This window comes from Pseudomonas sp. FW507-12TSA (assembly GCF_058781435.1).
The window spans coordinates 29,747-49,772 of the sequence record NZ_JBYSWT010000044.1 but is presented as its reverse complement, the minus strand read 5'-3'; the positions used below and the strand labels follow the sequence as shown (position 1 = coordinate 49,772).

The following is a 20,026-nucleotide window of genomic DNA, read 5'->3' as shown; positions in this document are numbered from 1 at the left end:
CAGTTTACGAGTGGTAAATGAGCATTTTGACCGGGCTGGCGCACCAGCCTGTTTTTAACGCAGCGATGGCAACGCAGCTAGTTTTTCAACGGCCTGTTAGAAGGTATCGCCAGGTACTCTCACCCAGCCTTCCATCAGCACCCGCGCACTGCGGCTCATGATCGCCTTGACCACGCTCCACTCGCCGGCCTCGAGGCTGGCCTCGGCGCCTACGCGCAAAGTGCCCGAAGGATGGCCGAAACGCACGGCGCTACGCTCGCCGCCACCGGCTGCGAGGTTGACCAGGGTCCCGGGGATCGCCGCCGCCGTGCCGATGGCCACCGCCGCGGTGCCCATCATCGCGTGGTGGAGCTTGCCCATGGACATGGCGCGCACCAGCAGGTCGACATCCGCCGCCTTGACCGCCTTGCCGCTGGAGGCCTGGTAGTCCGCCGGCGGAGCGACGAAAGCCACCTTCGGCGTGTGCTGGCGCTGCGCGGCCTCGTCCAGGTGCTTGATCAGGCCCATGCGCAAGGCGCCATGGGCACGGATGGTCTCGAACATCGCCAGGGCCTTGGGGTCGCCATTGATCACGCCCTGCAACTCGGTACCGCGATAACCGATGTCCGCCGCATTGATGAAGATGGTGGGGATCCCGGCATTGATCAGGGTCGCCTTGAGGGTGCCGACACCGGGTACTTCCAGGTCGTCCACCAGGTTGCCGGTGGGGAACATCGAACCGCCACCGCCCTCCTCCTCGGCCGCCGGGTCGAGGAACTCCAACTGCACCTCCGCCGCCGGGAAGGTCACGCCGTCCAGCTCGAAGTCGCCGGTCTCCTGGACCGCGCCATCGGTGATCGGCACATGGGCGATGATGGTCTTGCCGATGTTGGCCTGCCAGATGCGCACCACCGCCACACCGTTGTGGGGAATGCGCGCCGGGTCCACCAGGCCGCTGCTGATGGCGAAGGAACCCACCGCCGCCGACAGGTTGCCGCAGTTGCCGCTCCAGTCGACGAAGGGCTTGTCGATGGCGACCTGGCCGAACAGGTAGTCGACGTCATGGTCGGGCTTGATGCTCCTGGACAGGATCACCGTCTTGCTGGTGCTGGAGGTGGCGCCGCCCATGCCGTCGATCTGCTTGTCGTAGGGATCGGGGCTGCCGATCACCCGCAGCAGCAAGGCATCGCGGGCCGCGCCGGGCAGCTGCGCAGCCTCGGGCAGGTCTTGCAGGTTGAAGAACACACCCTTGCTGGTGCCGCCACGCATGTAGGTGGCCGGAATCTTGATTTGCGCTACAAATGCCATGGATTTCAGGTCCTGATAAAGACCGGGGGCGGCGCCTTGCGGCCCGCCCCAGGTACGTCGCTTAACTGGCTGTGGCCGATTCCAGGAAGTCCTGGGCAAAGCGCTGCAGCACACCGCCGGCCTCGTAGATCGACACCTCCTCGGCGGTATCGAGGCGGCAGGTCACCGGCACCTCGAGCCGCTCGCCATTGCGGCGATGGATCACCAGGGTCAACTGCGCCCGGGGAGTGCGCTGGCCAAGCACGTCGTAGGTCTCGGTGCCGTCGATGCCCAGGGTCTTGCGGTCGGTGCCCGGCAGGAACTGCAGCGGCAGCACGCCCATGCCCACCAGGTTGGTGCGGTGGATGCGCTCGAAGCCCTCGGCGACGATCGCCTCGACACCCGCCAGGCGCACGCCCTTGGCCGCCCAGTCGCGGGACGAACCCTGGCCGTAGTCGGCACCGGCGATGATGATCAGCGGCTGCTTGCGCTCCATGTAGGTCTCGATGGCTTCCCACATCCGCGTGACCTTGCCTTCGGGCTCGACACGGGCCAGGGAGCCCTTCTTCACCTCGCCATCGACCACCGCCATCTCGTTCACCAACTGCGGGTTGGCGAAGGTCGCGCGCTGGGCGGTCAGGTGGTCGCCACGGTGGGTGGCGTAGGAGTTGAAGTCCTCCTCCGGCAGGCCCATCTTCGCCAGGTACTCACCGGCCGCGGAGTCCGCCAGGATGGCGTTGGACGGCGACAGGTGGTCGGTGGTGATGTTGTCCGGCAGCACCGCCAGCGGACGCATGCCCTTGAGCGTGCGCTCCCCGGCCAGCGCGCCTTCCCAGTACGGCGGACGACGGATGTAGGTACTCATCGGACGCCAGTCGTACAGCGGGCTCTCGGCTTCCTTGACGGTGCCGAGGTCGAACATCGGGATGTAGATCTGGCGGAACTGCTCGGGCTTCACCGAGGCGGCGACGATGGCGTCGATCTCCTCGTCGCTCGGCCACAGGTCCTTCAGGGTCACCGGGTTGCCGGCCTGGTCATGGCCCAGCACGTCCTGCTCGATGTCGAAGCGCACGGTGCCGGCGATCGCATAGGCCACCACCAGCGGCGGCGAGGCGAGGAACGCCTGCTTGGCGTAGGGGTGGATACGGCCGTCGAAGTTGCGGTTGCCCGACAGCACCGCGGTGGCATACAGGTCGCGGTCGATGATTTCCTGCTGGATGACCGGGTCCAGGGCGCCGGACATGCCGTTACAGGTGGTGCAGGCGTAGGCGACGATGCCGAAGCCGAGCTTTTCCAGCTCCGGCAGCAGGCCGGCCTCTTCCAGGTACAGCTTGGCGACCTTCGAGCCCGGCGCGAAGGACGTCTTGACCCAAGGCTGGCGCACCAGGCCCAGGGCGTTGGCCTTCTTCGCCACCAGGCCGGCAGCCACCACGTTGCGCGGGTTGGAGGTGTTGGTGCAGCTGGTGATCGCCGCGATGATCACCGCGCCATCGGGCATCAGGCCCTCGGCTTGTTCGACCTTGCCGGCGGCCAGCTTGGTTTCGTCGGCGATCCCCCGCTCGGCCAGGGCCGAGGTCGGCAAGCGCCGGTGCGGGTTGGACGGACCGGCCATGTTGCGCACCACGGTGGACAGGTCGAATGTCAGCACCCGCTCGTACTCCGCGGTGACCAGGGCATCGGCCCACAGGCCGGTGGTCTTGGCATAGTTCTCCACCAGGGCCACCTGCTCCGGCTCGCGGCCGGTGAGCTTGAGGTAGTCGATGGTCTGCTGGTCGATGTAGAACATCGACGCGGTGGCACCGTACTCCGGGCACATGTTGGAGATGGTCGCGCGGTCGCCAACGGACAGGCTGTCGGCCCCTTCGCCGAAGAACTCGACGTAGGCACCCACCACCTTTTCCTTGCGCAGGAACTCGGTCAGGGCCAGGACGATGTCGGTGGCGGTGATCCCGGGCTGGCGCTTGCCGGTGAGCTTGACGCCGACGATGTCGGGCAGGCGCATCATCGACGCGCGACCGAGCATCACGGTCTCCGCCTCCAGGCCACCGACGCCGATGGCGATCACCCCCAGCGCATCGACGTGGGGGGTATGGCTGTCGGTGCCGACGCAGGTGTCGGGGAAGGCCACGCCGCCGCGCGCCTGGATCACCGGGCTCATTTTCTCCAGGTTGATCTGGTGCATGATGCCGTTGCCGGCGGGGATCACATCGACGTTCTTGAACGCGGTCTTGGTCCACTCGATGAAGTGGAAGCGGTCCTCGTTGCGGCGCTCCTCGACGGCGCGGTTCTTCTCGAAGGCATCCGGGTCGAAGCCGCCGAACTCCACGGCCAGGGAGTGATCGACGATCAGCTGGGTCGGCACCACCGGGTTGACCAGGGCCGGGTCGCCACCCTGGTCGGCGATCGCATCGCGCAGGCCGGCCAGGTCCACCAGCGCGGTCTGGCCGAGGATGTCGTGGCAGACCACGCGGGCCGGGTACCAGGGGAAGTCGAGGTCGCGCTTGCGCTCGATCAGTTGCTTCAGCGAGTCGGTGAGCTGCGCCGGATCGCAACGGCGCACCAGTTGCTCGGCCAGCACCCGGGAAGTGTACGGCAGGCCGGCGTAGGCACCCGGGGCGATGGCATCCACCGCCTCGCGGGTGTCGAAGTAGTCCAGCGCCGTACCCGGCAGGTTCTTGCGGTATTGGCTGTTCATGATTACTTGCGGTCCTTCAGGGGCACGAACTTCAGGTCTTCCGGGCCGACATAGTTGGCGCTCGGGCGGATGATCTTGCCGTCGATGCGTTGCTCGATGACGTGGGAAGACCAGCCGGAAGTACGGGCGATCACGAACAGCGGGGTGAACATGGCGGTGGGCACGCCCATCATGTGGTAGCTGACGGCGCTGAACCAATCGAGGTTGGGGAACATCTTCTTGATTTCCCACATGGTCGATTCCAGGCGCTCGGCGATATCGAACATCTTGCTGTTGCTCTGCTCGACGGACAGCTCGCGGGCCACTTCCTTGATTACCTTGTTGCGCGGGTCGGACACGGTGTAGACCGGATGGCCGAAACCGATCACCACTTCCTTCTTCTCGACGCGGGCGCGGATGTCGGCTTCTGCTTCGTCCGGGTTGTCGTAGCGCTTCTGGATCTCGAAGGCCACCTCGTTGGCGCCACCATGCTTGGGACCGCGCAGTGCGCCGATGGCCCCGGCGATGCAGGAGAACATGTCGGAACCGGTACCGGCGATCACCCGCGAGGTGAAGGTAGAAGCGTTGAATTCGTGCTCGGCATAGAGGATCAGCGAGGTATGCATGGCGCGCACCCACGACTCACGCGGCTTCTCGCCGTGCAGCAGGTGCAGGAAATGGCCGCCGATGGAATCGTCGTCGGTCTCCACGTCGATGCGCTTGCCGTTGTGGCTGAAGTGGTACCAGTAGAGCAACGCGGAGCCGAGGCATGCCATCAGCTTGTCGGCGATGTCCCGGGCGCCCGGATGGTTGTGGTCGTCCTTCTCCGGCGACAGGCAACCCAGCACGGAAACGGCGGTGCGCATCACGTCCATCGGGTGGGCGGACGGCGGCAGTTGCTCCAGCGCCAGCTTGACCCCAGCCGGCAGGCCGCGCAGGGCCTTGAGCTTGGCCTTGTAGCCCGTCAGCTCGGCGACATTCGGCAGCTTGCCATGGACCAGCAGGTGGGCGATTTCCTCGAATTCGCAGGAGGTGGCGAAGTCGAGGATGTCATAACCGCGGTAGTGCAGGTCGTTGCCGGTACGGCCGACGGTGCACAGGGCCGTGTTGCCGGCGGCGGTGCCGCTCAGGGCCACGGATTTCTTCGGTTTGAAGGCGGTAGTGGTTTCGCTGGGGCTCATCGCGTGAATCTCCTCATTTTTATCCGGTTGCTTGCGTCTTGTTATATCCGCAGGCCGCTCTCGGGGAGCGGCCCGGGTCCGGTCATTTCTTGGCAGCGAACAGGGCGTCGAGCTTCTGCTCGAAGGCGTGGTAGCCGATGCGGTCGTACAGTTCGGCACGGGTCTGCATCAGGTCGATGACCTCTTTTTGATGGCCATCGCGGCGAATAGCGGTGTAGACCGCCTCGGCCGCCTTGTTGGCGGCACGGAAGGCCGACAGCGGGTAGAGCTGGATGGCGACGCCCACCGACGCCAGCTCATCGCGGGAGAACAGCGGGGTGGCGCCGAACTCGGTGATGTTGGCCAGCACGGGCACATCGAGGGCATCGACGAAGCGCTTGTAGGTCGGCAAGTCGTAGGCGGCCTCGGCGAAGATGCCGTCGGCGCCCGCCTCCACATAACGCTGGCAGCGCTCGATGGCGGCGTCCACGCCCTCGGCCTGGATGGCGTCGGTCCGGGCGATCAGGAAGAAGCTCGGGTCGGTCTTGGCATCGGCGGCGGCGCGCACGCGGTCGGCCATTTCCTCGGTGGAGACAATTTCCTTGCCCGGCCGGTGGCCGCACCGCTTGGCCCCTACCTGGTCCTCGATGTGGGCGGCGGCAGCGCCGGCCTTGATCAGGTTCTTGACGGTACGCTCGATGTTGAAGGCGCTGGGGCCGAAACCGGTGTCGATGTCCACCAGCAGCGGCAGGTCGCAGACATCGGTGATGCGGCGCACGTCGGTGAGCACGTCATCCAGGGTGTTGATGCCCAGGTCCGGCAGGCCCAGGGAGCCGGCGGCGACACCGCCACCGGAGAGGTAGATGGCCTTGAAGCCGGCGCGCTTGGCCAGCAGTGCATGGTTGGCGTTGATGGCGCCGATGACCTGCAGCGGATGTTCTTCGGCAATGGCGTCGCGGAAGCGCTGGCCGGCGGTTTTCTGACTCATGACTCACCTCGTGTCTTGGACGGGTTGACGAGCGCTTCCTGGTAATGGCGCTCGATATTGCGCTTGGAGGCACCGATATGACGGCGCATCAGCAACTCGGCCAGTTCGCCGTCTCGGTCGGCGATGGCATCGAGAATTCGGTGGTGTTCGGCGAAAGCCTGGCGCGGCCGGTTCGGCACGCTGGAGAACTGCAGGCGGTACATGCGCACCAGTTGGTAGAGCTCGCCGCAAAGCATCTTGGTCAGGGTCTGGTTGCCCGCGCCCTGGATGATCCGGTAGTGGAAGTCGAAATCCCCTTCCTGCTGGTAGTAGCCAACCCCGGCCTGGAACGCCGCATCGCGCTCGTGGGTCTCCAGCACCCGGCGCAGCTCGTCGATCTCGGCCACGCTCATGCGCTCGGCCGCCAGGCGGCAGGCCATGCCTTCCAGGGATTCGCGGATTTCGTAGAGTTCGATCAGCTCGGCATGGCTCAGGGAAACCACCCGGGCGCCGACATGGGGCACGCGCACCAGCAGGCGCTGGCCCTCCAGGCGATGGATGGCCTCGCGCAGCGGACCACGGCTGATGCCGTAGGTGCGGGCCAGCTCGGGCTCGGAGATCTTGCTGCCCGGGGCGATCTCACCCTTGACGATGGCCGCCTGGATGCGCCGGAAGACGTTTTCGGAGAGGGTCTCGGAGTCGTCCTGGGCCGGCGTCGAGTGTTCCAGTTGATCCAGCATATTGTCGACACCTTGAAAATCAATGAGGCGAAAATTAGCCAATACCCCCATTACAGTCAAAGGAAAAATATAGATTGTCGACAATCGTCTAAGACCCCCATGAATTCTAAACGAGACAAATGGCCCGCCCCGGACGCTGGCGCCAACAAACCAGCATGCTAGAATGCCGCCCGCATTGGCCTGTCATCTTTTTATGCCACGCACACGAGGGAGCTTGCGCAGCAATGCCGGTCGCCTTGAACTGAAGAACCCATGACCATCAGGATCTATGACTCTCAAGGCCCTTCTCCCACTGCTCTGCCTATTCATCCTTCCTGGTACCGGCATCGCCGCCGGCAAGACCGTCTACGGCTTGAATGAATACGCCCAACTGGCGGGCATCGACCTGGAGGTCGCCGCCAAACTCGACACCGGGGCCAAGACCGCTTCGCTGAGCGCCCGCGACATCAAGCGCTTCAAGCGCAATGGCGAGTCCTGGGTACGCTTCTACCTGGCCATCGACACCGCCCACTCCCACCCCATCGAACGCCCCCTGGCGCGAGTCAGCAAGATCAAGCGCCGCGCTGGCGACTACGACCCCGATGAGGACAAGAACTACACCGCGCGCCCGGTGATCGCCCTGCAAGTCTGCATGGGCAGCGCCTTGCGCAGCATCGAAGTGAACTTGACCGACCGTAGTGCATTCCAATACCCGCTTTTGATCGGCTCCGAAGCCCTCAAGCGTTTCGATGCGCTGGTCGACCCCAGTCTTAAATACGCTGCTGGCAAACCTGCCTGCGCCACCGCCGCTCTTACCGCAGAGTAATTCCAATGCGCTCTCTTACCCTTCATCTGAAAGTCCTGATCGCCGTACTGGTGGTGCTGGGCATTTCGATCACGGCCTACCAGATCTTCGTGCTCGGCATTCCGGTGACCGAAGACGCTACCGACGACTTGTGGAACATCGACGCCAAGGTCGAGTTCGTCGCCAACGGCAAGGACCCGATCAAGATCCAGATGTTCGTGCCGCCCCTGAGCCGTGACTATGTGAGCCTCAACGAGAGCTTCATCTCCAACAACTATGGGGTGGCGGTGAACCGCGTCGACGGCAACCGCAAGGTCACCTGGTCGGCACGCCGGGCCAAGGGCAACCAGACCCTGTACTACCGCCTGGTCCTGACCAAGCGCTACAGCGCCGAGAAAGCCAAGGTCAAGGGTCCGACCTTCCGCGACAGCATGGCCATCGAAGGACCGGAGAAGATCGCCGCCGACGCCTTGCTGGCACCGATCCGCCAGCACTCGGCAGACGTCGAGACCTTCATCAGCGAAGCCATCAAGCGGGTCAACAACGCCAACGACGACAACGCCAAGCTGCTGCTGGCCGGCGACCCATCCAGCGCCAACAAGGCCAAGATCGTCGAACTGCTGCTGTCCATCGCCCATGTGCCGGCCGAGAAGGTCCACACCATCCGCCTGGTGGCCGACCAGCCGCAGACCCCGGAGCTGTGGCTGCGCAGCTTCAACGGCACCGACTGGCTGTACTTCAACCCCGAGACCGGCGAGCAGGGCCTGCCCAGCGATCGCCTGCTGTGGTGGACCGGCGACGACAACCTGATCACCGTCGATGGCGGCAAGAAAGCCAACGTCACCTTCAGCATGAACAACAGCGAGATGAATGCCATCCGCCTGGCCAAGCTGACCGACGAGAACACCGACGCCAACTTCCTCGAATACTCGCTCTACGGCCTGCCGCTGCAGACCCAGCAGACCTTCATGATCATGGTGATGATCCCGATCGGCGTGCTGGTGATCCTGGTGCTGCGCAACCTGATCGGCCTGCAGACCCTGGGCACCTTCACCCCGGTGCTGATCGCCCTGGCCTTTCGCGAGACCCAGCTGGGCTTCGGCATCGCGCTGTTCACCGTGATCACCGCCCTGGGCCTGTCGCTGCGCTCCTACCTCGAGCACCTGAAGCTGCAGATGCTGCCGCGCCTGTCGGTGGTGCTGACCTTCGTCGTGGTGCTGATCGCCGCCATCAGCCTGTTCAGCCACAAGCTGGGCCTGGAGCGCGGCTTGTCGGTGGCGCTGTTCCCGATGGTGATCCTGACCATGACCATCGAGCGCCTGTCCATCACCTGGGAAGAACGTGGCGGCGGCCATGCGATGAAAGTCGCGATCGGCACGCTGTTCGCCGCCTCCCTGGCGCACCTGATCATGAGCGTGCCGGAGCTGACGTACTTCGTCTTCACCTTCCCGGCGATGCTGCTGATCCTGGTGGGCTTCATGCTGGCCATGGGTCGCTACCGCGGCTACCGGCTGACGGAGCTGGTGCGTTTCAAAGCCTTCGTCAAGGCTGACTCCTGATGTTCGGCCTCTGGAAGACCTGGAAGGCCCTGGAAGCGCGCGGGATCATGGGCATCAACCGGCGTAACGCCGACTACGTGCTCAAGTACAACAAGCGCAGCCTGTACCCCATCGTCGATGACAAGATCATCACCAAGGAACGGGCGCTCAAGGCCGGCATCCACGTGCCGGAACTGTACGGGGTGATCTCCACCGAGAAGGAAATCGACAAGCTCGACGAGATCATCGGTGGGCGCAACGACTTCGTCATCAAGCCGGCCCAGGGCGCCGGCGGCGATGGCATCCTGGTGATCGCCGACCGCTTCGAGGGCCGCTATCGCACGGTGTCCGGGAAGATCATCAGCCATGAGGAAATCGAGCATCAGATCTCCAGCATCCTCACCGGCCTGTATTCCTTGGGCGGCCACCGCGACCGCGCGCTGATCGAGTACCGGGTGACCCCGGACCAGATCTTCAAGAGCATCAGCTACGAAGGCGTGCCGGACATCCGCATCATCGTGCTCATGGGCTACCCGGTGATGGCCATGCTGCGCCTGCCGACCCGCCAGTCCGGCGGCAAGGCCAACCTGCACCAGGGCGCCATCGGCGTCGGGGTCGACCTGGCCACCGGCCTGACCCTGCGCGGCACCTGGCTGAACAACATCATCACCAAGCACCCGGACACCACCAACGCGGTAGACGGCGTGCAACTGCCCTACTGGGACGGTTTCATGAAGCTGGCGGCCGGTTGCTACGAGCTGTGCGGCCTGGGCTACATCGGCGTGGACATGGTGCTGGACCAGGACAAGGGGCCGTTGATCCTCGAGCTCAACGCCCGCCCGGGCCTGAACATCCAGATCGCCAACGACTGCGGCCTGACCCAGCGTACCCACGCCATCGAGGCCCACCTGGAACAGCTCAAGGCCCAGGGCATCGAGGAAAGCGTCGAGGAGCGGGTGCGCTTCGCCCAGCAGTTGTTCGGCCATATCCCCGCCGTGGAAGGCTGATCGCCACGGCTGCCTGAAGGTCCTGGCGCAGCCGGTGGCCATGGCCAATGCAAACGGTACGTCGCAAACCACGCCATTGCCGACCTCCCCCCTAGGAGCAAATCCCCGGGGGGACTACAATCGCCAGCCGCGCCCCGATGGCTGATCTGCCCCGCATGTTGACCTGTTCCGTACACCCGCTCCCCTATCGCGACAATCCCGCCGACTACTTCGCGGCAATCGAACACGCCCCCGGCGCCGTGCTGCTCGATAGCGGCCGCCCCAGCGCCGAGCGCGGCCGTTACGACCTGCTCAGCGCCTGGCCCCTGGCGCAACTGACCGTGGCCGCCGAGGAAAGCGGCGGCGCATTCCTCCAACGCCTGCGGGACAACCTTGCACAACTGGGCCCGGCACAGATTCCGGCACCCTACGAACTGCCGTTCGCCGGCGGCCTGATCGGCTACCTGAGCTATGACTTCGGCCGGCACCTGGAGCGCATGCCCAACCAGGCCCGGGACGACCTGCACCTGCCCGATGCACGCCTGGGCCTGTATGCCTGGGCGCTGGTCAACGATCACCAGGCCGGCACCAGCCAGCTGGTGTTCCATCCCAGCCTGGCACCGAGCGAGCGCCAACGCCTGGTGCAGCTGTTCGAACAGCCACTACCGGCGCCAAGCGGCTGGTTCAAGCTGGATGGACCGATGCAGGCCGACCTCGGCGCCGACGACTATCGCCAGGCATTCCAGCGCATCCAGCAATACATCCAGGCCGGCGATTGCTACCAGGTGAATTTCGCCCAGCGCTTTCGCGGCCAGTACCAGGGCGATCCATGGGCGGCCTACCGTGCGTTGCGTGCGGCCTGCCCCACGCCATTCTCCGGTTTCCAGCGCCTGGCCGACGGTGGCGCGGTGCTCAGCCTGTCGCCCGAGCGCTTCATCCACATCAGCCAGGGCCGGGTGGAAACCCGGCCGATCAAGGGCACCCGCCCCCGTGGCCGGGATGCGGCCGAGGATGCGGCCAGCGCCGCCGAGCTGCTGGCCAGCGCCAAGGACCGGGCGGAAAACCTGATGATCGTCGACCTGCTGCGCAATGACCTGGGGCGCAGCTGCCGCATCGGCTCGGTGCGGGTACCGGAGCTGTTCAGCCTGGAGAGCTACCCCAACGTCCACCACCTAGTGAGCAGCGTCACCGGCGAGCTGGCGGCAGACAAGGACGCCCTGGACCTGATCGCCGGCAGCTTCCCTGGCGGCTCGATCACCGGCGCACCGAAGATCCGCTCGATGCAGATCATCGACGAACTCGAACCCACACGCCGGGCGCTGTATTGCGGCTCGCTGCTGTATCTGGACGTGCGCGGGGAGATGGACAGCTCCATCGCCATCCGCAGCCTGCTGGCCAAGGACGGGCAGATCAGTTGCTGGGGCGGCGGCGGAATCGTGGCCGACTCGGACTGGCAGGCCGAATACCAGGAGTCGATCACCAAGGTGCGAGTGCTGCTGGACACCCTGCAGCAGCTCTGACGAAAGTCGCGGCTACACGAAGCATCTGTAGCCGCTGCTAAGCCGGCGAAGCTGCGCCAAGGCCCGCAGGGCCCTCCAACGATGGCGGAGGCTGCCCGATCTTGCGCCCGCTGCGCGCCCGTGCGCAGCCTGCGGCAGCGGCTACACGAAGCCTGATCCCGTAGCCGCTCCAGCCAGCGCGATTGCCGCCGTAGTTACAGGCTCAGGCTACGGTTGGAAGCCTTGAGGAACTCCTGCTTGAGCTCGGCGAAGCTGTGCACCGCCGGGAACTGCGGGAACTCGCGGATCACGTTGTCCGGCGCGTGGAACAGGATGCCGGCATCCGCCTCGCCGAGCATGGTGGTGTCGTTGTAGGAGTCGCCGGCGGCGATCACCCGGTAGTACAGGCTCTTGAAGGCCAGCACCGACTGGCGCTTGGGGTCTTTCTGGCGCAGCTGGTAGCCGGTGACGCGGCCGCTGTCATCGGTGACCAGGCGGTGGCACAACAGGGTCGGGAAACCCAGCTGGCGCATCAGCGGCTGGGAGAACTCATAGAAGGTGTCGGAGAGAATCACCACCTGGAAGCGCTCGCGCAGCCAGTTGACGAACTCCACCGCGCCGTCCAGCGGCTTCAGGGTAGCGATCACTTCCTGGATGTCCGAAAGCTTCAGGCCATGCTCGTCGAGAATGCGCAGGCGCTGCTTCATCAGCACGTCGTAGTCGGGAATATCCCGGGTGGTGGCCTTGAGGGATTCAATCCCGGTTTTTTCGGCGAAGGCGATCCAGATTTCCGGGACCAGCACACCTTCCAGATCGAGACAGGCGATTTCCACGAGATACTCCCATTGGTTCTGATTATTGAAATTGAGCGAGCAAAAGGACGGCCGAACTATAGGGTCTGTTGCCGTTTCGGCGCAAACCGCGTTGCCGCGTCAAATGGCGTCAGGCTAGGCGTAGGACGCAGGCACTGGTCGCGCCCTTGCCAAGTCCTGCAACCACGCATGGCGCCATTTGACGCGCACCCCGAAGGGACGGGCCGGTTTTAGCGCGGCGCGTCGTTACTCGACGACTCATTTGGAATGCCAAACCTCGCGTCTCGTGCCTAGCTCCGCGCTAAAACTGGCTCCGGCGCGGTCGCGGCGAAATGGCAACAGACCCTAGCGATTCGTCCCCGAGGGCGCAACGCAGAGGAGCGCGCCAGGCCCTGGGGGATTTTGCTAAGATCGCCCCCCTATAGAGCGCATAGCGCCACCGACCTGTAGGAAACCGCCCTGATGACCCCATCGTTCGACGTCGCTGAACTCGCCGCGACCTATGCCAACAAATCCGCCCAGGACATCCTCAAGCTGGCCTTTTCCCAGTTCGGCGATGACCTGTGGATCTCCTTCAGCGGCGCCGAGGATGTGGTGCTGGTGGACATGGCCTGGAAGCTGAACAAGAACGTCAAGGTCTTCAGCCTCGACACCGGGCGCCTGCATCCGGAGACCTACCGCTTCATCGACCAGGTGCGCGAGCACTACAAGATCGATATCGAGCTGATCTCGCCGGACCACAGCAAGCTCGAACCCTTCGTCAAGGAAAAGGGCCTGTTCAGTTTCTACAAGGATGGCCATGGCGAATGCTGCGGCATCCGCAAGATCGAGCCCCTGCGACGCAAGCTGTCCACCGTCAGTGCCTGGGCCACCGGCCAGCGCCGCGACCAGAGCCCGGGCACCCGCAGCCAAGTGGCGGTAATGGAGATCGACAGCGCTTTCTCCACCCCGGAGCGCACGCTGTACAAGTTCAACCCGCTGGCGCAGATGAGCAGCGAGGAAATCTGGGGCTACATCCGCATGCTCGAACTGCCATACAACAGCCTGCATGAGCGCGGCTTCATCAGCATCGGCTGCGAGCCCTGCACCCGTCCGGTCCTGCCCAACCAGCACGAACGCGAAGGTCGCTGGTGGTGGGAAGAAGCCACCCAGAAGGAATGCGGCCTGCACGCCGGCAACCTCATCGGCAAGGCCTGATCCTCCCGGGCATCCGTTGGGGTGCCCACTCCACGAGCACAAAACCTGTACACAAAAATGTCACTCAAGGTGCCATTTTTGTGTGCACTAGATTCTTCGCTCGCCCCAGAAAGTTACACATCCCCTCCCCGCCAGTTGCTGCCTCCCGTTACCTGAAAATAAATACCTGTTCGAACGGTCAATTTTTAACTGCGCTATTTCAGTCGGTTAGGGCAAACCAATAACCAAACGAAATCAGCAGGAAAACCCATAGAAGCAAACCTGGCATAAAAGTGGCTTGAGTCGAAATATGTTTTGTATACAAAAACAATCAAAACATACATACACTCACCATCCGCACGCCCCAGGCTGCAGATGCCCCGAAGCCAGGTGATTCCACCCTACGCGGAAGATTGTCGAGCCCAGGCTCAGGCACAGTCATCCAGGGGCGGAATCGGAGTACGCCGGAATGCAGACCCGCCCTTCCCACGACATCGCACTGGACACCGCCTCCCCGCTGCCCCCGTACACCTCGTCACAGCCCATGACCGACAACGATCAAGGGTCCGTCGCCCTCAGCCCACGCCTGCACAACCATGACCTGGCACCCACCAGGATCGCGGGCCGGCGCTGGGGCCGCTACAGCATCTTCGCCCTGTGGACCAACGATGTGCACAACATCGCCAACTACTCCTTCGCCATCGGCCTGTATGCCCTGGGCCTGGGTGGCTGGCAGATCTTGTTGAGCCTGGGTATCGGCGCACTGCTGGTCTATGGCTTCATGAACCTCTCCGGCTACATGGGACAGAAGACCGGCGTACCGTTCCCGGTGATCAGCCGCATCGCCTTCGGCATCCATGGCGCGCAGATCCCGGCATTGATCCGCGCCGTGATCGCCATCGCCTGGTTCGGCATCCAGACCTACCTGGCCTCGGTGGTGTTTCGCGTGTTGCTCACCGCCATTCATCCAGGCTTCGCAGCCTACGACCATGATGCGATCCTCGGCCTGTCGAGCCTGGGCTGGGCCTGTTTCGTGACGATCTGGCTGGTGCAGCTGGCAATCCTGGCCTACGGCATGGAGACCATCCGGCGCTACGAAGCCTTCGCCGGCCCGATCATCCTGCTGACTGTGGCCTGCCTCGCCGGATGGATGTACACCCAGGCCGACGGGCACATTGCCTGGTCGATCCGCGAGCCCCTGAGCGGTGGTGAAATGTGGCGGCAGATCTTCGCCGGCGGCACGCTGTGGCTGGCGATCTACGGCACGATGGTGCTCAACTTCTGTGACTTCGCCCGCTCCGCGCCATGCCGCAAGACCATCACCGTGGGCAACTTCTGGGGCCTGCCGGTGAACATCCTGGTGTTCGCCAGCATCACGGTGCTGCTGTGCGGCGCACAACTGCAGATCAACGGCAAGATCATCGAAAGCCCCACCGACATCATCGCCTCGATCCCCAGCACCCCGTTCCTGGTCCTGGGCTGCCTGGCATTCCTGATCGTCACCGTGGCGGTGAACATCATGGCCAACTTCGTCGCCCCGGCCTTCGTCCTCAGCAACCTGGCGCCCCGGCACCTGACCTTCCGCCGGGCCGGGCTGATCAGCGCCACCATCGCGGTGCTGATCCTGCCGTGGAATCTCTACAACAGCCCGCTGGTGATCCAGTACTTCCTGGCCGGCCTCGGCGCGCTGCTGGGCCCGCTCTACGGGGTGATCATGGTGGACTACTGGATCCTGCGCAAAGGCCGGGTCGACGTGCCGCAGCTGTACAGCGAAGATCCTCAAGGGCCGTACTTCTACAGCCACGGCGTCAACCTGCGAGCAGTGGCGGCATTCGTTCCCGCGGCGCTGATCGCCATCGTCCTGGCCCTGGTCCCGGGGTTCGCCAGCATCTCGCCGTTCTCCTGGCTGGTGGGCGCCGCTATCGCCAGCCTGCTGTACCTGATCATCGCCAAGCGCCAGTCGCACTATGCGGACGTCAGCGGCGAATCGATCGCCGTGGACGATGCCGGTCATTGAGCCCCATGCACGGCCCGCTCCGCCGGGCCTGAACCTATCCAACCTGCAAGGAACCCCCATGCGAATTCTCGTGCTCAACGTCAACACCACCGACAGCATCACCCAGGCCATCGCCCAACAGGCCCGGAGCGTTGCCGCCCCAGGCACCGAGATCATCGGCCTGACGCCCTACTTCGGCGCCGAATCGGTGGAAGGCAACTTCGAAAGCTACCTGGCGGCCATCGCCGTGATGGATCGGGTACTGGCCTACGACCAGCCCTATGACGCGGTGATCCAGGCCGGCTACGGCGAGCACGGCCGCGAGGGCCTGCAGGAGCTGTTGAATGTGCCGGTGGTGGACATCACCGACGCCGCCGCCAGCACCGCGATGTTCCTCGGCCACGCCTATTCGGTGGTGACCACCCTGGACCGTACCGTGCCGTTGATCGAGGACCGCCTCAGGCTGTCGGGCCTGGACCAACGCTGCGCCTCGGTGCGTGCCAGTGGCCTGGCGGTGCTGGAGCTGGAGGAAGATCCGGCACGGGCGGTAGAGGCCATTGTGCGCCAGGCGGAACTTGCGGTGACCCAGGACAAGGCCGAGGTCATTTGCCTGGGCTGCGGCGGCATGGCCGGGCTGGATGAGCAGATCCGCCAGCGTACCGGCGTGCCGGTGGTGGACGGGGTGACGGCAGCGGTGACCATCGCCGAGGCCCTGGTGCGCCAGGGCCTGTCGACTTCCAAGGTGCGCACCTATGCCACGCCCCGCCCCAAGCGGGTCGTCGGCTGGCCGATGCGCCAGGGCCGCTGAGCCGACCGGTCGCTAGACCGCGCTGAAGGCCTGGGCCAGGCCCTGTTCGGCGAACTGCTGGATCACGAAGTCGACGAAGGCCCGGGTCTTGCCCGGCAACATCTTGTGCTCGGCATAGTAGATCGAGGTGAAACCATCATCCACGTACCAGTCCGGCAGCACTCGCTGCAGGGCGCCGGAGCGCAAGTGATTGACCGCGAACGGCATGCTCACCAGGGCCACGCCCAGCCCCTGGGCGGCGGCGATACAGGCCGCCTCGGAATCGCTCATGGTCATGGCCGCCTTGAGCTCCAGGGGTTGCTGCCCCCCTGCTCGCCCAGTCAGCTGCCAGGTGCGGATACGCCCGGTCTGCGGGGAGCGGATCAGGATGCCGCGGCAATCGCGCAGGTCCGCAGGCTCGCTGATCGGCCCTCGCCCATGCAGGTAGGCTGCGCTGGCCACCAACACCCGATGGGCCGGGGTCAGGCGCCGGGCCACCACGCCGGGCGGCAGCTCGAAGCCACCGCCGATGGCGGCATCGAAGCCCTGGCCGATCAGGTCTACCTGGCGGTTATCGAAATGCCAGTCCGGCTGGATATCCGGATAACGGGCCAGGAACGCCCCCAGCAGAGGCACGATGTACAGGCAACCGAACACTGTGCCCACGCTGACCTTGAGGGTACCGGCAGGCCGCCCCTGGGCGTTGGCCAGGCTGCTCACGGCATGCTGGATGGTGTGCAGGCTGTCGCTGACTTCCGCCAGGAACAGGCGGCCGGCCTCGGTCAGGGTCAGGCGCCGGGTACTGCGCTGGAACAGCCTGACCCCCACCCGCGCCTCCAGCTTGGCCACGCTCTTGCCCACCGCCGCCGGGGTCAACCCCAGGCGCCGTGCCGCTTCGGCAAAACTGCCGACTTCGGCGCTGCGCACGAAACACTCGATGCTGCTGAAGCCTTCCATACACCAGGATTCCAAACTTTTGGTTTACACAGAGTATAGGGATTACCCGCTACCCAGGACTCAATCAGCGCTCGATACTGGGCTCCACCCAAGGCGTTCGCCTTTCAATCCAGGAGACCTACATGAGCAAGTTCGACCTCAGCGGCAAAGTGGCCTTGATCCAGGGCGGTTCCCGCGGCATTGGCGCCGCCATCGTCGAGCGCCTGGCGGCCGAAGGCGCTGCCGTGGCCTTCACCTATGTCAGCTCGGCGGATAAAGCCCGGGCCCTGCAAGAACACATCATCGCCCAGGGCGGCCAGGCCTTGGCCATCCAGGCCGACAGCGCCGACGCCGCAGCCATTCGCCAGGCCGTGGGCAGCACGGTAGAGGCGTTCGGTCGCCTGGATATCCTGGTCAACAATGCCGGGGTGCTGGCGGTGGCACCGCTGGATGAGTTCCAGCTGGAAGACTTCGACCGGACCCTGGCGATCAACGTCCGCAGCGTCTTCATCGCCACCCAGGAAGCCGCCCGGCACATGGGCGAAGGCGGCCGCATCATCAACATCGGCAGTACCAACGCCGACCGCATGCCTTTCGCCGGTGGCGGCCCCTATGCCATGAGCAAGGCCGCGCTGGTGGGCCTGACCAAGGGCCTGGCCCGGGACCTGGGCCCGCGCGGGATCACCATCAACAACGTGCAACCCGGCCCTGTGGACACCGACATGAACCCGGCCGACAGCGATTTTGCCGCCAGCCTGATGGATCTCATGGCGGTGGGCCGCTATGGGCGCGCCGAAGAAGTGGCTGGCTTCGTGGCCTACCTGGCCAGCCCCGAAGCGGCCTATATCACCGGTGCCAGCTTGAGCATCGACGGTGGTTTCGGCGCCTGAAGCCCCGGGCAAAAAAACGCCGGGCTACCCTGGCGGGGGCCCGGCGTCTTGGTTGATACGATGGCCTGGCTGTACGGCGTCAGCTCCACGCCAGGTGCGGCAAACCACAGGCCGCGGGCTGGAAGCCTTGCAGCGACCGCAGGATCCCATCGGCATGGGCGAACTTATGATCGGCCATGGCCGGGTCGGGCACCGCGATCGCGGTCATGCCGGCGGCCTTGGCGGCAGTCACGCCGAACGGCGAGTCCTCGAACACCAAGCATTCGGCCGGATCGACTCCCAGGCGTCGGGCCGCGGTCAGGAAGATGTCCGGCGCCGGCTTGGCGGCGGTCACTTCCGGGTCGTCGGCGGTGACGATGGTGTCGAACAGGGCGAACCAGTCGCCATGGCGGGTGGTTTTCTCGACGAAGGACATCTGCGAAGAGCTGGTACCCACGGCGATCGGAATCCGGTGCTCCTTGAGATGGCGCACCAGCTGCTGTGCCCCGGGCATCGCCTCGGCCCGGGGAAAGCGCTCGCGCATCAGCGGCTCGCGCATCACCAGGAACTCCTCGGCAGTGATCGGCAGATCCAGGGCCTGCACCACATAACGCGCGAGGTCGGCGGCGCCACGGCCGATGATGTTCTGCTTGATGGTCCAGTCGTAGGTACGGCCATAACGCTCGGCGATCAACTGGGTGATCTCGGTGTAGATGCCCTCGGTATCCAGCAGCAGACCGTCCATGTCGAAAATGACCGCCTTGATCGGCCCAAAATCATTCAACTGTGCATTCATCGCATCTGATCCGTTAGCAAAAGTACATTCCAGGGAGCGGCTCAGGTACGGCCCGTTCGTTAGCCAGCCTTTCGATGAAAGGGTTCAGCAGCATAGCGGCGGGCCTGTGCCAGGGGCAACCCGGCACAGGTGCGACGGGACACGCAGGCTTCAATCGCGCGGGTCGGGCCCGCTGGCGTCCGGATCGGGGGCTTCTTGCAGAGGGACACGGGCATCGTCCAGCAAGGAACCTGGGTCCTCGTTGCCCGGGTCGTTGATCACCTCGGGCTCCCCGGAGATGGGTTGGGTGTTGCCTGGAGCTTCACGGGCCATGATCGCCTCCTCGATCGCCAGGACCATCCTGGCAAGTATGGCGAAGCCTGGGCCAGGCGCACAAAAAACCCGGCGCATGGCCGGGTTCTCGGGTTGCTTGCGCCTGGATCAGTGACGCTTCTTGTGCCCCATGCTGCTGCCCAGGGCACCGCCCGCCGCACCACCGATGCCAGCACCGACAGTGGCGCCGGTGCTGCCGCCCAGGCGATTGCCGATCAACGAGCCACCAGCCGAACCCAGGCCGCCACCGATCGCCGCCTTGGCCCGGCTGCCCTTGCGCGCACCAGCCGCACTGCCGGCTGCCCCGGCGACACCCGCGCCGATGGCCGCTCCGGTGCTGCCGCCAAGCTTCTGCCCCACCACATTGCCCAGCGCGCCGCCGAGGCCACCGCCAATGGCTGCCGTACCGTCACCGGCCATCGCGCCTTGGGCCAGCAAAAGTCCCACAACCAGGGCAGGGAGAGTTAAACGCATGACTTGAACCTCGAAAAAAGACTGTCGAACTGACATGTAAGAACCCGGCGCCGCATGACTCGACGCAGGTCACCGCGAAACCACCCGGGATTTGGCGCCGGATTGGACAACCAATTCCAGAAGAGTTTTATCACCACGCAAAAAAAAGCCCGCTGGGGAACGGGCTAGGGTGTTGCGTTTAACGGATGGTTTGAGCCTACGCAGGCAGATGTGAAGAAAGCGTGAAAACTTTCACCGCCAGGCCCGACGTCCCT

The 20,026-nt window shown here is 64.8% G+C and carries 18 protein-coding genes; 8 read left to right on the top strand and 10 right to left on the bottom strand.

Features of this window, described 5'->3' with window-relative positions; genetic code table 11:
• Positions 1 to 96: 96 nt before the first annotated feature.
• The 5 genes from prpF to AC3WK8_RS29850 all read right to left on the bottom strand — a co-directional run bounded on the left by prpF (position 97) and on the right by AC3WK8_RS29850 (position 6,807).
• A complete protein-coding gene (gene prpF / locus AC3WK8_RS29870; protein ID WP_103326659.1) occupies positions 97 to 1,287 on the bottom strand; it encodes a 2-methylaconitate cis-trans isomerase PrpF in 1,191 nt (396 codons plus the stop codon).
• A gap of 61 nt (positions 1,288 to 1,348) precedes the next feature.
• On the bottom strand, positions 1,349 to 3,961 hold the full coding sequence (gene acnD / locus AC3WK8_RS29865; RefSeq protein ID WP_103326657.1) for a Fe/S-dependent 2-methylisocitrate dehydratase AcnD: 2,613 nt from the start codon (positions 3,959 to 3,961) through the stop codon (positions 1,349 to 1,351).
• Between the two features lie 2 nt (positions 3,962 to 3,963).
• Entirely contained in the window at positions 3,964 to 5,121 is a 1,158-nt protein-coding gene (gene prpC, locus AC3WK8_RS29860) for a bifunctional 2-methylcitrate synthase/citrate synthase (RefSeq protein ID WP_022643236.1), read from the bottom strand.
• An 82-nt stretch (positions 5,122 to 5,203) separates the two neighbouring features.
• On the bottom strand, positions 5,204 to 6,088 hold the full coding sequence (gene prpB, locus AC3WK8_RS29855; protein ID WP_022643235.1) for a methylisocitrate lyase: 885 nt from the start codon (positions 6,086 to 6,088) through the stop codon (positions 5,204 to 5,206).
• Positions 6,085 to 6,807, bottom strand: a complete 723-nt coding sequence (locus AC3WK8_RS29850; protein WP_022643234.1) for a GntR family transcriptional regulator — start codon at positions 6,805 to 6,807, stop codon at positions 6,085 to 6,087. Before AC3WK8_RS29850 ends, prpB begins: the two co-directional genes overlap by 4 nt.
• Before the next feature lie 268 nt (positions 6,808 to 7,075).
• Here AC3WK8_RS29850 and rloA point away from each other — a divergent pair, with 268 nt between their 5' ends.
• The 4 genes from rloA to pabB all read left to right on the top strand — a co-directional run bounded on the left by rloA (position 7,076) and on the right by pabB (position 11,635).
• Entirely contained in the window at positions 7,076 to 7,612 is a 537-nt protein-coding gene (gene rloA, locus AC3WK8_RS29845) for a retropepsin-like aspartic peptidase RloA (protein ID WP_103326655.1), read from the top strand.
• A 5-nt stretch (positions 7,613 to 7,617) separates the two neighbouring features.
• A complete protein-coding gene (gene rloB, locus AC3WK8_RS29840) occupies positions 7,618 to 9,150 on the top strand; it encodes an osmotic stress tolerance membrane protein RloB (protein WP_031321286.1) in 1,533 nt (510 codons plus the stop codon).
• A complete protein-coding gene (locus tag AC3WK8_RS29835) occupies positions 9,150 to 10,136 on the top strand; it encodes an alpha-L-glutamate ligase-like protein (protein ID WP_022643231.1) in 987 nt (328 codons plus the stop codon). Before rloB ends, AC3WK8_RS29835 begins: the two co-directional genes overlap by 1 nt.
• Positions 10,137 to 10,291: 155 nt before the next feature.
• A complete protein-coding gene (gene pabB, locus AC3WK8_RS29830; RefSeq protein WP_103326653.1) occupies positions 10,292 to 11,635 on the top strand; it encodes an aminodeoxychorismate synthase component I in 1,344 nt (447 codons plus the stop codon).
• A gap of 194 nt (positions 11,636 to 11,829) precedes the next feature.
• On the opposite strand, the gene thrH is transcribed toward pabB, so the two are convergent.
• Complete coding sequence (gene thrH, locus AC3WK8_RS29825) at positions 11,830 to 12,447, bottom strand: bifunctional phosphoserine phosphatase/homoserine phosphotransferase ThrH (protein ID WP_022643230.1); 618 nt, start codon at positions 12,445 to 12,447, stop codon at positions 11,830 to 11,832.
• A gap of 441 nt (positions 12,448 to 12,888) precedes the next feature.
• Here thrH and AC3WK8_RS29820 point away from each other — a divergent pair, with 441 nt between their 5' ends.
• From AC3WK8_RS29820 to AC3WK8_RS29810, 3 genes are all read left to right on the top strand, one after another.
• On the top strand, positions 12,889 to 13,623 hold the full coding sequence (locus AC3WK8_RS29820) for a phosphoadenylyl-sulfate reductase (protein ID WP_022643229.1): 735 nt from the start codon (positions 12,889 to 12,891) through the stop codon (positions 13,621 to 13,623).
• A 448-nt stretch (positions 13,624 to 14,071) separates the two neighbouring features.
• Positions 14,072 to 15,619, top strand: coding sequence for an NCS1 family nucleobase:cation symporter-1 (locus AC3WK8_RS29815; protein WP_103326651.1), 1,548 nt, complete (start codon positions 14,072 to 14,074; stop codon positions 15,617 to 15,619).
• A gap of 58 nt (positions 15,620 to 15,677) precedes the next feature.
• The gene (locus tag AC3WK8_RS29810) at positions 15,678 to 16,406 is read left to right on the top strand and encodes an aspartate/glutamate racemase family protein (protein ID WP_103326649.1); all 729 of its coding nucleotides are present in this window, start codon (positions 15,678 to 15,680) and stop codon (positions 16,404 to 16,406) included.
• Between the two features lie 12 nt (positions 16,407 to 16,418).
• Here AC3WK8_RS29810 and AC3WK8_RS29805 read toward each other — a convergent pair whose 3' ends face one another.
• Complete coding sequence (locus tag AC3WK8_RS29805) at positions 16,419 to 17,342, bottom strand: LysR family transcriptional regulator (RefSeq protein WP_103326647.1); 924 nt, start codon at positions 17,340 to 17,342, stop codon at positions 16,419 to 16,421.
• A 122-nt stretch (positions 17,343 to 17,464) separates the two neighbouring features.
• Between AC3WK8_RS29805 and AC3WK8_RS29800 the strand changes: the two genes are divergently transcribed.
• A complete protein-coding gene (locus AC3WK8_RS29800) occupies positions 17,465 to 18,211 on the top strand; it encodes a 3-oxoacyl-ACP reductase family protein (protein ID WP_085597158.1) in 747 nt (248 codons plus the stop codon).
• Positions 18,212 to 18,290: 79 nt separating this feature from the next.
• On the opposite strand, the gene AC3WK8_RS29795 is transcribed toward AC3WK8_RS29800, so the two are convergent.
• The 3 genes from AC3WK8_RS29795 to AC3WK8_RS29785 all read right to left on the bottom strand — a co-directional run bounded on the left by AC3WK8_RS29795 (position 18,291) and on the right by AC3WK8_RS29785 (position 19,772).
• Complete coding sequence (locus AC3WK8_RS29795; RefSeq protein ID WP_022643225.1) at positions 18,291 to 18,986, bottom strand: HAD-IA family hydrolase; 696 nt, start codon at positions 18,984 to 18,986, stop codon at positions 18,291 to 18,293.
• A 150-nt stretch (positions 18,987 to 19,136) separates the two neighbouring features.
• Positions 19,137 to 19,298 carry a hypothetical protein gene (locus AC3WK8_RS29790; RefSeq protein ID WP_178088067.1) on the bottom strand — a complete coding sequence of 54 codons (162 nt, stop codon included), beginning with the start codon at positions 19,296 to 19,298 and terminating at the stop codon, positions 19,137 to 19,139.
• A gap of 108 nt (positions 19,299 to 19,406) precedes the next feature.
• The gene (locus tag AC3WK8_RS29785) at positions 19,407 to 19,772 is read right to left on the bottom strand and encodes a glycine zipper domain-containing protein (RefSeq protein ID WP_031321282.1); all 366 of its coding nucleotides are present in this window, start codon (positions 19,770 to 19,772) and stop codon (positions 19,407 to 19,409) included.
• Positions 19,773 to 20,026 lie beyond the last annotated feature (254 nt).